Annotated in this window: 10 protein-coding genes; 9 read left to right on the forward strand and 1 reads right to left on the reverse strand. The window is 62.7% G+C overall.

Going from position 1 to position 13,768, the window contains the following annotated elements:
* The 5 genes from ACFDTG_RS08070 to ACFDTG_RS08090 all read left to right on the forward strand — a co-directional run.
* A partial coding sequence (locus ACFDTG_RS08070) for a DUF6250 domain-containing protein (RefSeq protein WP_375290516.1) occupies positions 1-713 on the forward strand: 713 nt, incomplete at its 5' end.
* Positions 713-3,406, forward strand: coding sequence for a Tat pathway signal sequence domain protein (locus ACFDTG_RS08075; protein ID WP_375290517.1), 2,694 nt, complete (start codon positions 713-715; stop codon positions 3,404-3,406). The genes ACFDTG_RS08070 and ACFDTG_RS08075, both read left to right, overlap by 1 nt.
* 44 nt (positions 3,407-3,450) lie before the next feature.
* Positions 3,451-4,110: an RpiB/LacA/LacB family sugar-phosphate isomerase gene (locus ACFDTG_RS08080; RefSeq protein WP_375290518.1), complete on the forward strand. Its 660-nt coding sequence runs from the start codon at positions 3,451-3,453 to the stop codon at positions 4,108-4,110.
* A gap of 4 nt (positions 4,111-4,114) precedes the next feature.
* Complete coding sequence (gene kduD / locus ACFDTG_RS08085; RefSeq protein WP_375290519.1) at positions 4,115-4,867, forward strand: 2-dehydro-3-deoxy-D-gluconate 5-dehydrogenase KduD; 753 nt, start codon at positions 4,115-4,117, stop codon at positions 4,865-4,867.
* A gap of 11 nt (positions 4,868-4,878) precedes the next feature.
* The gene (locus ACFDTG_RS08090) at positions 4,879-5,883 is read left to right on the forward strand and encodes a sugar kinase (RefSeq protein ID WP_375290520.1); all 1,005 of its coding nucleotides are present in this window, start codon (positions 4,879-4,881) and stop codon (positions 5,881-5,883) included.
* 255 nt (positions 5,884-6,138) lie between these two features.
* Here the strand turns inward: ACFDTG_RS08090 and ACFDTG_RS08095 are convergent, their stop codons facing one another.
* A complete protein-coding gene (locus ACFDTG_RS08095; RefSeq protein WP_375290521.1) occupies positions 6,139-8,109 on the reverse strand; it encodes a glycoside hydrolase family 3 C-terminal domain-containing protein in 1,971 nt (656 codons plus the stop codon).
* A gap of 112 nt (positions 8,110-8,221) precedes the next feature.
* Between ACFDTG_RS08095 and ACFDTG_RS08100 the strand changes: the two genes are divergently transcribed.
* From ACFDTG_RS08100 to metH, 4 genes are read left to right on the forward strand one after another with little or no spacing between them, the layout of a single operon-like run.
* Positions 8,222-9,178, forward strand: a complete 957-nt coding sequence (locus ACFDTG_RS08100) for an ArsR/SmtB family transcription factor (protein ID WP_375290522.1) — start codon at positions 8,222-8,224, stop codon at positions 9,176-9,178.
* Positions 9,175-10,092: a methylenetetrahydrofolate reductase [NAD(P)H] gene (gene metF, locus ACFDTG_RS08105; protein WP_375290523.1), complete on the forward strand. Its 918-nt coding sequence runs from the start codon at positions 9,175-9,177 to the stop codon at positions 10,090-10,092. Before ACFDTG_RS08100 ends, metF begins: the two co-directional genes overlap by 4 nt.
* Positions 10,089-11,135, forward strand: a complete 1,047-nt coding sequence (locus ACFDTG_RS08110; protein WP_375290524.1) for a homocysteine S-methyltransferase family protein — start codon at positions 10,089-10,091, stop codon at positions 11,133-11,135. Before metF ends, ACFDTG_RS08110 begins: the two co-directional genes overlap by 4 nt.
* Before the next feature lies 1 nt (position 11,136).
* Positions 11,137-13,764 (forward strand): methionine synthase, encoded by a 2,628-nt coding sequence (metH, locus tag ACFDTG_RS08115; protein ID WP_375290525.1) that lies wholly within the window; start codon positions 11,137-11,139, stop codon positions 13,762-13,764.
* Positions 13,765-13,768 lie beyond the last annotated feature (4 nt).

The raw sequence follows: 13,768 nt of genomic DNA on the forward strand, positions 1-13,768 counted from the left end.
GTGTGTGGAGCAAGAAAATTGGAGGGCCGCCGGCCGGCATGAACCGTTGTTGCCAAATCTTCCTGTGGGGGCTGGTTGCGGGGATCCTCCCCTCCTGCGCAACCAGCCACGCTGGATCCCCAAATTTGCTCGCTCAACCAGATGCATGGACGATCGAAGCTGAAAATCCCTCGGCAACGGTGGCGTTTTCAGGGGGAACCGTGGAGATCGATACGCCGCAGGGACTCTCCCTTTGGCTCAGAAAGCCACTAGTCGCGCCCGTTGAAATATCCTTCGAGGCAATGCCCGTCGCCGAAGGCGGCCCTAACGACGCTGTGAGTGACCTCAACGCCTTCTGGATGGCGACCAACGCTGACGGATCCGATGTCCTTTCGCATCCGAGAAATGGATCTTTCGCGCAATACGACACGATGCGCGCATATTATGTTGGGATCGGGGGCAATCGTAACACCACGACCCGCTTCCGCCGTTATGTCGGTGAAGCCGGGAACCGGCCCTTGTTACCACAACACGACTTGTCCGGTACCGAAAATGGTTTGAAGCCCAACGTCTGGACCCGCATCGTTTTGGCCGTCGACGGGAATGCGGTTTCCGTTCGCAGGGACGGAAGCGAGCTCTTCAAGCTTGACGATCCTTCACCGTATAACCGGGGGCACTTCGCGCTGCGCACAACGAAGAGCCACCTCCGCATACGAAATCTGACGGTGAACTGATGTCGCGGCAGTTCCATGTTTCGCGCCGCGTGTTCCTCGCCTCCACGATCCTGGCAGGTGCCGCATTGGCACGGCCGTCTTTGGCTGCGGGTACGACCTCGCAACGCGTTATGAATTCAGCGAAGTGGCTGGACGGGAGTGCGCCCGAACACGAGATCGGCCAGACATTCGGCCTCGCCTGGCCACCCGGATTTTTACAAGCCCGGACATCGCTTCGCGCCACGGGGGACGATGGCGGTGGGATACCCGTCCAGAGCTGGAACGCCGCGTTCTGGCCCGACGGCAGCGTCAAGTGGACTGGTCATGCCCTTCCTTCGGGCGTGACGACCGACCGCGTCCGCATAGAGCCTGGACGTCCATCGCCGTCTGAAAGCCCGATTTCCGTAACGCGCATAGCAGCGGGCTGGACCGTCCAAAACGCTGGTATCGCATGGACATTATCTCCCGGCAGCGATGCAATCGTCCAATCAGCGGTAAAGGACGGGCGGCTGCTCGTCGGTCCGGTCCGTCTGAAGGCTCTTATGGCCAGCTCTCCAGAGGGTGATGGCCGGCGACCGCTCGAACCAGTTATCGATAGAGTTACGGTCGAACAATCCGGCCCCGTTCGGGCCGTCATCCGCCTCGATGGGCGACACGCGGCCAAGGCGCCGCACCTTCCCGTTATAGTCCGCCTTTATTTTCACGCCGGTTCGAAGGCTGTGCGGATCGTTCATTCGTTCACGAACGATCTCGACCCGCAGGCGCACTTCCTTTCCGGAATCGGCATCGCTGCCGACGTCCCTCTATCGGGGGAAGCCTACGACCGACACGTGCGCATTGCCCTCGGCAAGGAACGTCTTTTCGCCGAGGCGGCTCGCCCGCTCACCGGCCTGCGTCGCGACAGTGGCCGTGAAGTCCGGTCGGCGCAGGTGGCGGGGAGGGCAGTCCCTTTCACCGAGATGAAGCGCGAAGTCCGGGATCTGCTCCACGCCATTCCTGTATGGAACGATTTTCGCCTCCTCCAGCATTCGGCGAATGGGTTCGTGCTCCAGAAGCGAACCGGCGAGGGTCACGCCTGGATCGGCGCGGACGAGGGACGGCGAGCACCCGGCTTTGCCAGCGTGTCGAGCCCCGCGGGTGGGGCAGCGTTGTCCATGCGCTATTTCTGGCAGCGGCATCCTTCGGCGCTGGAGATCGATCGTCTAGGCGGTGATGTCACGACGCTTACCGGATGGCTTTGGTCTCCCGACGCGGAACCCATGGACATGCGAAGTTATCGCGGTGTGATGGGAATGGAGGAGTATGGCGCGCAAAACGACGGGCTCGATATCACGTATGAAGACTACGAGCCGGGCTGGGACAGCGCGGTAGGGATCGCGCGAACCAGCGAACTGACACTGTGGGCTTTGCCCGAGACCCCAAAGTCGACCGAGATTGTCGCAATGGCAACCGTGGGTAGCGAGCCGCCGAGGCTTCTGGCAGAATCGGAAAGCCTCCACGCATCCGGCGTTTTCGGGAATTGGCATCTTCCAGAACGCTCGACACCCGTCCGTCAGGTAATCGAAACCCAGCTGGCCAACCTGGTCGATTTCTACGCGGGCGAGGTTGACCGTCGCAGTTGGTACGGGTTCTGGAACCACGGCGATGTGATGCACACCTACGATGTCGACAGGCACCAGTGGCGATACGACATCGGGGGCTTCGCTTGGGATAACAGCGAGCTGTCGACCGATCTCTGGCTTTGGTACCAGGCGCTCCGTACCGGCGACGCGGGTACGTTCCGCCTGGCAGAGGCCATGACCCGCCACACGAGCGAGGTCGATGTCTACCATCTTGGCCGTTTCGCCGGCTTCGGGACGCGCCATGGGGTGCAGCACTTCAGCGACAGCTCGAAACAGCCGCGGATCAGTACCTCGATATACCGGCGGATGTTCTATTACCTTACCTGCGACGAGCGAACGGGGGACCTGATGCGTGCCTTGCTCGGTTCTTCCGAGCGGCTTCTCGATGTCGAGATCGGAAGGAAGGTTCCCGGACGCGTTTCCGTGCAACTTCCCCCAAGGCATGTCGAAATGTCATTCGGCACGGTCTGGAGTTCGCTGGCGGCGAACTGGTTGACCGAGTGGGAGCGGACCGGAGACCGGAAATGGCGCGATCGGATCGTGGCCGGAATGGAATCGATCGGAGCCATGCCCAACGGCTGGCTAACCGGTAGCGCCGCGTATAATCTCGACACCAGGCGGTTCGTTTTGAACGACAAGGTTAATGTGTCGCACCTCAACGCGGTATTCGGTGCGGTCGAGCTGAATTCCGAACTGCTGCAATTGTTGGAGGTCCCCCGCTATCGCGAGGCGTGGCTCGACTATTGCCGCTTCTACAATGCGCCGCCTGCCCAGTTCGAAGCGCGATACGGTGAAGCCAAGCTGCCCTTTAATCTGCGGGAAGGGCACTCACGGCTGACCGCATTCGCCGCCAGTACCTTAGATGATCCTCAATTGGCCGAACGTGCGGCTCAAGAGTTTTTCTCGGGACAGGCTGGCTTGGGTACGGTCGACCACGACCCGCGTATTTCGCTGGCCGATGGTCTCGTCGAGTGGCCCGGCGTCTCCACGAATGCAGCGGCACAATGGGGCCTCGCTGCAATTCAGAATCTCGCACTCATTCCCGATGCATTAGATGACGCATTCGTTCAGCGGACCCGAATGCGCAGCTAACCCGTTTCAGAAACGTCCCCACACCAAAAATCGAAAGGGAACCCATGAAGATCGCCTTGATCACCGAGAATAGCCAGGCCGCCAAGAACGGCGTGATACACGAAGCCTTGAGCGAGGTCGCCGAGCCCTTGGGGCACGAGGTCTTCAATTACGGGATGTACACGGCAGAGGATACGGCCTCGCTTACCTACATCATGAACGGCCTGCTCGCAGGGATCCTGCTCAATTCCAAGGCTGCCGATTTCGTCGTGACCGGATGCGGTACGGGCATGGGATCGATGCTGGCGTGCAACGCCATGCCAGGCGTGTTCTGCGGTCTGGTAATCGATCCCACCGACGCATTCCTGTTCGCCCAGATCAATGACGGCAATTGTATCTCAATGCCCTATGCAAAGGGCTTCGGTTGGGCGGCCGAACTCAATCTGCGGGATTGCTACGCCAAGATTTTCGACGGCGAGACCGGAGTGGGATATCCCAAAGAACGCGCCGAGATCATGCGAAAGAACCGCTCGATCCTGTCAGGCGTCAAGGCAGCCGCGACCCATGACATGCTGACCGTGCTGAAGTCGGTTGATCAGGATCTGCTGAAGGCCGCAGTGGCAGGGGAACGGTTCGCCGAGCATTTCTATGCCAACTCGCAAGACGAGGACATCAGCGCTTACCTACGCGAGCTGACGGGCGTTCGCGAAACTGCATCGGCCTGAGCGAATGATCTCCTTCAGCCTTTCGGGTCGCAGAGCCCTTGTCACCGGGGCAAACACCGGGATCGGCCAAGCCATCGCAGTCGCACTGGCGCAGGCGGGCGCGGACGTCGCAGTGGCAGGGCGCAGTGCGCCCGACGAAACGCTGGACATGATCGAGGCGGCCGGCCGCAGGGCGGTAAACATAACCGCCGATCTCTCCTCGACCGGCCCCTTGGCGCGCGTGGTCGAGGAGACGGTCGCGGGGCTTGGCGGGATCGATATTCTCGTCAACAACGCCGGGATCATCCGCCGGAACGACTTGCCGGACTTTACCGAGGAAGATTGGGACGCGGTGGTCGACACCAACCTCAAGAGCCTGTTCTTCCTCAGTCAAGCGGCCGCGCGGCACATGATGGCCCAGGGCTGCGGGAAAATCATCAACATCGCGTCACTTTTGAGCTTCCAGGGTGGTATCCGCGTACCGAGCTATGCCGCGGCCAAGAGCGGGGTTGCAGGTGTGACCCGGGCGATGGCGAACGAGCTCGCACCGGCAGGTGTGCAGGTCAACGCCATCGCACCGGGCTACATCGCAACCAACAACACTGCGGCCCTGCAAGCCGACGAGACCCGAAACCGCCAGATCCTCGAGCGCATACCTACGGGGCGCTGGGGCCGGCCGGAAGACATCGCGGGCACCGCTGTTTTCTTCGCGGCGCCCGCTTCGGACTACGTCACCGGACAGGTGCTCGCAGTCGACGGCGGCTGGCTCGCGCGCTAGCGTCCCTTCGCATGACGATAACCTGTTTCGGCGAACTGCTGATAAGGCTCACTCCGCCCGGTCGGCAGATGTTAGCGCAGACGCCAACGCTGGGCCTTACGGTCGGCGGAGCGGAGGCGAACGTGGCGTTTGCGCTTGCTTCCTTGGGACACGATGTGCGGTTCGCGGGGTTGGTAGCCGACAATGCGCTAGGGGCGCGCGCGATTGCCACTTTGCGCACCGCGGGCGTGGATACGAGCCACCTTGAACGCGCACCGGGTCGTATGGGTCTCTATTTCATGGAGGAAGGGGCAGGCGCGCGCGCCTCGTCGATCACCTACGACCGGGCTGGCAGCGCATTCGCAGTTGCCCAACCGCAGGCGATCGACTTCGCGGGGGCGCTCTCCGAAGCGCGTCTGCTGCACACCGGCGGGATCACGCCCGCCCTAGGGCCCAAGGGCGTGGCTCTTGCCCGCGCGGTGCAGGATGCGGCCAAGGCAGCGGGCGTCCCTATCTGCTTCGATGGCAATTACCGAGCGGCGTTGTGGAGCGCGTGGGATGGTGATCCGGCAGCGATCCTGCGTGAATTGGTCGGTGACGCCACCATCCTGATCGGGAACCACCGCGACATATCCTTGCTTCTCGGCAAAAACTTTTCAGGCGACGGAGAGGACAGGCGGCGGGAGGCGGCCAAAGCGGCTTTCGTGGCCTTCCCAAATCTTGAAATCATCGCTTCCACTGCCCGACACATCCTGACTGCCGAACACCACCGCATCGCCGCGAGGGTCGATACGCGTGAAACCGCATTTCAGACGGAGGAGATCGATGTGACCGGCATCGTCGACCGCATCGGCACCGGCGACGCGTTCGCGGCAGGCGTGCTGGACGGCTGGCTGAATGGCGGCGACACAAGAGCGATGGCTGAGGTCGGTCTCGCGCTGAGCGTACTCAAGCACTCGACACCGGGAGACATGGCGATCGTCACTCGCGCCATGGTCGAAGGATTCGGGGCGAGCATCGCGGATGTCCAGCGATGACGACTTAATTCTCACACCAAACAGCGAGTTGTGCCCTTGGGATGCTCGGCGCTCGGCCGGCCGGGTGTTACCAGCGAACTCAAGGGGCGTTGAGACGCTGATATCAGCTCGGCTCTTTACGCCCCCAGAATGTCCGTGGTGGAAGGCGAGTCTCGCGCACGTGCGTTTATCGCTGCTATTCGCGATTGAACTTGGAGCGCAAAAGCAACGCCGCCTTTCGCGAACGGGGGTATCCGAAAGGACCGTCGCCGGTCGCTAACCAAACGCGTGAAGCGTTCTTGGCCGCCCTCCCATCAGGGCCCGCGCCAGCGGATCGGTGATGGTGATTTCCGCCGGCAATAGTCGCGACAGGCTTTTCCCGAGCAGGATTTCCCGGCGTCCGCGGGGGATTTCGAGCCGACCCACCATATCGACGGTCGCGAATGCCGCCGCGCCCAGCTCGATACGAACGTCGACCTCCTCTTCGGGGCGAAGCGACACTCGCTCGAAAGCCACCAGGCGAAGCTCGTCGTTTTCGCCGCGAATGTAGATCTGGACGGTCTCCTTCATCGCGAATGCGCCGGTATTTCGCAGCCGGGCGACCGCCGCGACATGATCGGCGCCTGTTTCGAGGCGAAATCCTGACATCGTGCATTCGCCGAAACCCAGGCCATGCCCCATCGGGAAATGCCCGACGGTGGCCGGCATGCGACCCTCCGGCCCCTCGCGCCCGGACAGGATCCTTCCCAAGGCTTCCTCGAAGCCGTGTGCCGGCTCCCAACATTGCAATGCTGCCGAAAAGCTGCGGTCGGCTTCTCCAAGGTCGACGGGTTCCGCCGTTGCGACGAGCGCGACGAGCCGCGCGGTGGTTCGCGATAGCGCCTTGACCAACGCGATGAGAGCTGCGCTCGGGCGCGCCCATCGTTCGTGCTCCCGGCGCACGAAGTGCCGATCCTCTAGCGCCAGCAACACGAAATCGGCCCGTTCGGCGGCATCGCGCGTAAGGGCAAGCGCGAGGTGGTCGTCCGGGCTGGGCTCCGACCAGCTTTCACCCGGTCGTCGCAGAGCAAGGCCAGGCGCGGCCATGAAATCCACGCCAGTGCGTTGCATGGCTTCAGCGCAACGGGCGCCCGCGCCGTCCAGCGATCCCACCACGAGTACCCGATCGGAAACGGCGGAGAATGGGAGAATTCCTCCTTCGTTGCGGAGCAGGACCATCGTCCTGCGCGTGAGTTCCGCGCTAGAAAGAGCGGGCATTCCAACCACCGGGCCGCCCGCTCCGAATGGATCGCGAAACAGGCCGAGGCGGTATTTGGCGGTCAATACGCCGCGCACCGCCCGGTCGATCTCCTCCATTCCGATCAGGTCGAAGGCGATGGCCCGTTGCGCGGCGGATTCCAGGTTCGCACTGGTGGTCGTTGCATAGACGCGGCTGACGAGATCGAAAATCCGGCGACATTCTGCGGCGTCAATACCCGCGAAGGAGGCGCCGGTCACAGCGGTCTTTCCGTCGATGCCCGTAATCGGACCGGTCAGCAGTTCCGTGCTACAGCGGGTGTGGCGGTGATCCCCGTTCTCCGAAACGATGGCACCGATCGTGCCCATCTTGCTGCGGGAGCTACCCGGGGCAATGTGCCCCACCCCCCTGGACAGCGACAGTCCGAGCTGGGCGAGGAGATGCGGCTGGCTGCCGGCCAGATGCGCGTACACGGGCGCGCCGGCCTGATCAGCGATGGCTTCATCAGCAAGGGCAAGGCGGGGCGCTGAAAGCGTGTTAGCGCCTGTTTCCCGGGCCTCGGAGCCAAGTTCGAAACCGCAGCTCTCCGCGGCCTCGACATCCCAGGTCGCGGCAAGAGCCCAGGCGGAGTACGACGGTCGTGGCGAAGCCATGATCAGGAGCGGTATGCCCAGCCGCGAATGTTCGACCGCCAGGGCCTGAAGGCTCCGGCCATTGGTCGTCCCGATGACCCCGCCCACCTCGGCCGCAGCTACCTTCGCCTCTATCGCGGGATCTTCGGCCTTTCGATCGAGCGACAACTGCCCGAGCTTTTCTGTCAGCGTCATGTAGCCGAGAAGATCGTCGACGAAGCGCGAGGGTTGACGATCCGGAAAGGGGGTTACGCTCATGACGAGCCATCCCGGTCGTTCGTCCTGGCGAATTTCGCCGCCACGCGCGGGCGTGGTGCCGTTCTCCGGAAGAAGGGGGCTGTTGATCTGACCATCGGCGTTTGCTGAGCCGACGATCACGGGCGGGTGGTTAAGTCCGGGTTGTCGGTCGCGGTTAAAACGCCGTTACCGAAACCTATCTGCGATGAACCGCATTTACAGATATGCGAATATCTTTATATGTGGGTCGGCGATGAAGGTTGATACGGTATTCAAGGCGCTTTCGGACCCCACGCGGTTGCGGGTGTTGCGGCTTGTGTCCTCGATGGAACTTGCCGTGGGGGAGATTGCGCAGGTGCTCGGCCACAGCCAGCCGAGCGTTTCGCGACATATCGCGATCCTCGGCGATGCGGGACTGGTCGAAAGGCGCCGCGAAGGAAGCTGGATGTTTTTGCGCGGTGCGAAGGCAGATGGTTTCGCCGTATCCATTTCCGCGCTGCTGGCCGAATGCGATCGGTTCGATGCCGAATTCGGCGATGTGTGTGCGACGGACAAGAACAAACTGGCCGCAATCCGCGATGCGCGGGAAGCGCAGGCGCAGGATTATTTTGCCGATCACGCGTCGAACTGGGACGAATTGAGGCGTCTTCACAGCCCGGACCAGGCCGTGGAAGATGCGCTGATCGAGGCCCTTGGCGAGGGTCCACTGGGCCAGGTTCTGGACATCGGCACGGGGACAGGCCGCATGGCCGAACTCTTTGCGACGCGCGCGGAACGGGTCGTCGCGCTCGACAAGAGCCCCGCCATGCTTCGTGTCGCGCGCGCACGGCTCCAGCATTTCGGCGGCGACAAGATCGAGATGGTACAGGGCGATTTCATCGACCTGCCGCTGGCCGATGGCAGCATGGACACCGTGCTGTTTCACCAGGTGCTGCATTTCGCCCAGAACCCGGCAGAGGCGCTTGGCGAGGCGGCGCGGGTTCTCAAATCAGGGGGGCGGATCGCAATCGTGGATTTTGCCGCGCATCAGCGAGAGGAACTGCGCGAACGATACGCGCATGCCCGCCTGGGATTCAGCGATGAACAGATGGAACAGCTACTGGCCAACTCCGGCTTCGAAGCGGAGCCGCCGAAAGCAATGGATGAAGGGGAACTTGTCGTGAAAATCTGGCTTGCCAGGCGCCCCCATGCGGCGCGAGACGCGGCGTGACCGCACCCGTTTCCGAGACTGCTCTCGCGCACGAAGATCCGCTTTTCGCGTCCCTTCCCGGCGATATCGACGTGAGCTTCGAGTTCTTCCCGCCCAAGAGCGAGGCCATGGCCCAGACGCTTCGCAACAGCGTGGAGGCCCTGGCGCCGCTCGGCCCCCGTTTCGTCTCCGTGACCTATGGCGCGGGGGGCTCCACGCGCGAGCGAACCCATGCCGAGGTGGTGCGGATCCAGAACGAGGCCGGCATCCCCGCCGCGGCACACCTGACCTGCGTTGCCGCCACGCGTGACGAGGTCGATGACGTCGCCCGCCATTACTGGGAGGCCGGGGTCCGCCACATCGTCGCGCTGCGCGGCGACCCCCCGACGGGGGAAACCCGTTACTCGCAACATCCGGGTGGTTATGCCAATGCGGCGGATCTGATCGGCGGCCTCAGACGCATTGCCGATTTCGAGATCTCGGTGGCCGCCTACCCGGAAGTCCATCCGGATTCGCCCCATGCCGAGGCGGATCTTGCCAATCTGAAGGCGAAATTCGATGCCGGCGCCACGCGGGCGATCACCCAGTACATTTTCGACCCGGAATGTTTCTTCCGGTTTCGCGAACAGGCCGAAGCGGCGGGCCTCGGGGGTGAGATCGTGCCCGGCATCATGCCGGTGATGAGCTTCGCCGCGGTACAGCGCATGTCCGGCCTGTGCGGAACGGCGATCCCCGAATGGATGGCGGGGCTGTTCGAAGGGCTGGACGAGAGGCCGGAGGCGCGCCAGCTTGTATCTGCGACCATTGCGGCAGAGCTGTGCCGACGCCTTTATGCCGGCGGCGTGCGACAATTCCACTTTTACACCCTCAACAGGGCCGAACTGAGCTATGCCATTTGCCATATGCTCGGCCTGCGCCCGAAAGGCCTGCAATGAACAATCGCGACGCATTTTTCGCCGCCGCCGCGGAGCGTATCCTGGTGACCGATGGCGCATTCGGCACGGAAATCCAGAACTGGAAATTGTCCGAGGAGGATTATGCCGGCGCGCTCGACCTGGGCCGCGATCAGAAGGGCAACAACGATATTCTTGCGCTGACCAAGCCGGAAGTGCCTGCCGCGATCCACCGGGCCTATTTCGAGGCTGGCGCCGACATCGCGGAAACCAATACGTTTTCCGCCAATCGCATCAGCCAGGCCGATTATGGAGCCGAGCATCTGGTGCGCGAGATCAATGTCGAAAGCGCGAAGCTCGCACGGGCGACGGCTGACGAGTTCCAGGAAAACGACGGGAAGCCACGCTTCGTTGCGGGCGCGATCGGGCCGACCAACAAGACTCTTTCGCTGTCGCCAGACGTCGAGGATCCGGGCTTTCGCGAGATCGACTGGGATACGCTGGTCGACGTCTACCGCGAACAGGCGGCGGCGTTGGTGGAGGGTGGTTCCGACTTCATCCTGATCGAAACGATTTTCGACACGCTCAATGCCAAGGCCGGCATCATGGCAGTCAAGCAGCTAGAAGCGGATCTGGGACGCGAGGTTCCCATCATGCTGTCGATGACTTTGACCGATCTGTCCGGTCGCAACCTATCGGGGCATACCGTCGACGCGTTCTGGCACGCGGTCCGCCATGCCCGCCCGATAACCGTCGGGCTCAATTGCTCTTTCGGCGCGACGCAGCTTCGGCCCCATGTGCGGACCCTCAGCGAACTCGCCGATACCGCGATCATGGTCTATCCCAACGCGGGCCTGCCCAACGAGCTGGGCGAATATGACGAGGTTCCGGCCACGACCGCACAGCTGGTTCTGGAATGGGCGCAAGCCGGCCAGATCAACGTGCTTGGCGGCTGCTGCGGATCGACCCCCGCACACATCGCTGCGATCGCCGAGGCCATCAAGGGTCTGGATCCACGGCGCATCCCCGCGATCGATCCTGCCATGCGGCTCGCCGGGCTCGAACCTTTCACGCTTGCGGCCTGACATGACCCGAACGTCGACAGCACGTTTCGTCAATATCGGCGAACGCACCAATGTCACCGGATCGGCGCGCTTCAAGAAGCTGATCATGGCGGACGATTACGCGACCGCGGTAGAGGTGGCGCGCGACCAGGTCGAAAACGGCGCGCAGATCATCGACGTCAATATGGACGAAGGTCTGCTCGACGCCGTGCATGCCATGACCACTTTCCTAAAGCTCATCGCTGCGGAGCCGGACATCGCCCGCGTGCCGGTCATGATCGACAGCTCCAAATGGGAGGTGATCGAAGCGGGCCTGAAATGTGTGAGCGGCAAGCCGATCGTCAATTCCATCAGCATGAAGGAGGGCGAAGAGGCCTTCCTGAATCAGGCGCGCACATGCATGGCCTATGGCGCGGCGGCGGTCGTCATGGCGTTCGACGAGGTCGGTCAGGCCGATACGAAGGAGCGCAAGGTCGAGATTTGCACTCGCGCTTACAACCTCCTGACCGGAATAGGCTTTCCGCCCGAAGACATCATCTTCGATCCCAATATTTTCGCTGTCGCCACCGGCATCGAGGATCATGATCGCTATGGTCTCGATTTCATCGAGGCGGTGCAGGAGATCAAGACGCGATGCCCCCACGCCCGGACCAGCGGCGGGCTTTCCAATCTCAGCTTCAGCTTCCGCGGTAACGAGACCGTTCGGCGCGCGATGCACTCCGTGTTTCTCTTTCACGCGATCCCCGCGGGGCTCGATATGGCGATCGTCAACGCCGGTCAGCTCGACGTCTACGACCAGATCGATCCGCAGCTGCGGGATGCGTGCGAGGATGTGATCCTGATGCGCCGTCCGGATGCGACCGAGCGGCTGATCGATCTGGCTGAAAGCTACAAAGGCAAGGATGCCAGGGCGGAAAAGGAAGCCGCCGAATGGCGCGGGTGGCCGGTCGAGCGCCGGCTGGAGCATGCGCTGGTCAAGGGCATCGATGCCCATGTCGTCGATGATACCGAGGAAATGCGCGCCCTGACGGAAGAGCGGGGCGGCCGCCCGATCGAGGTGATCGAGGGGCCGCTGATGGACGGCATGAACGTGGTCGGCGACCTGTTCGGCAGCGGCAAGATGTTTCTGCCCCAGGTCGTCAAATCCGCGCGGGTGATGAAAAAGGCGGTCGCCCACCTCATTCCGTTCATCGAGGCTGAGAAGGCCGGCGGGGCCAAGGCCAAGGGCAGGATCGTGATGGCCACCGTAAAGGGAGACGTGCACGACATCGGCAAGAACATCGTGGGCGTGGTCCTCCAGTGTAATGGCTATGAGGTTATCGATCTGGGGGTCATGGTGCCATGGCAGCAGATCCTCGATGCGGCGAACGAGAACGACGCCGACATGATCGGGCTATCCGGCCTCATCACGCCCTCGCTGGACGAGATGGTGACTGTGGCGCAGGAAATGCAGCGCGCAGCTATGGCGATGCCGCTTCTGATCGGCGGTGCGACCACCAGCAAGGTCCATACCGCGCTGCGTATCGACCCGGCCTATGCGGGGCCCGTCCTGCATGTCCTCGACGCCAGTCGGGCGGTCGGCGTCGCGAGCAGGCTGCTTTCCGATACGCAGCGTGACGGTATCGTTGCCGACACCGCGTCGGAATACGAGAAGGTTCGCGATGCGCGCGCGGGCAAGGGGCAGAGCGTGCTCCTGCCAATCGCCGAGGCAAGGGCCAATTTCTACGATGCTTTCCTCAGCGACAAGCCCGCACCGCCGGATCAGGCCGGCATCCACCGGTTTGCGGATTGGGATCTGGCGGACCTTCGGGATTATATCGACTGGACGCCGTTCTTTCGCGCCTGGGAATTGCACGGCACCTATCCATCCATTCTGGAGGACGATGTCGTCGGGGAGACATCGCGGCAGCTTTTCGAGGATGCCAATGCGATGCTGAACCGGATCGTCGCCGAGAAATGGCTGACGGCGAAGGGCGTGGCAGGGTTGTGGCCCTGCGCCCGCGGCCATGGGCCGAACCGTGACGACGTGGTCATTCACCTCGAGGAGGAGGGGCGCCATGTCCGGCTGCCTTTCCTGCGTCAGCAAGTGAAGAAGAGCCGGGATCGGGCGAATATGTGCCTCGCGGATTTCGTCGATCCGGCGGGGGACTGGATCGGCGGATTCGCGGTCGCCATCCACGGGGTCGAACCGCATTCGAAGCGCTTTCTTGCCGACAAGGACGATTATTCAGACATTCTGCTGAAATCGCTGGCCGACCGGCTTGCGGAAGCATTCGCGGAACGGCTGCACCGGCATGTCCGAACCGATCTGTGGGGCTATGCTTCGGGCGAAAAGCTCACGAATGCGGAGCTGATCAAGGAGCAGTATCAGGGCATCAGGCCCGCACCCGGTTATCCCGCATGCCCGGATCATAGCCTGAAACCGATACTTTTCGATCTTCTCGAGGCACCTGCCAACGCCGGCCTCGAGCTTACCGAGAATTTCGCCATGCTGCCGACCGCGGCAGTCAGCGGATTTTATTTCGGCCATCCGGAAGCGCAGTATTTCGGGGTAGCGCGGATCGGCCGCGACCAGCTGGAGGATTATGCGGCGCGGCGCGGTGTGGATCTCGAAACGGCGGAGCGCTGGCTGCGGCCCAATCTCGACTGACGCC

The sequence above is a fragment of the Qipengyuania sp. genome, assembly GCF_042095715.1.
GTDB lineage: Bacteria > Pseudomonadota > Alphaproteobacteria > Sphingomonadales > Sphingomonadaceae > Qipengyuania.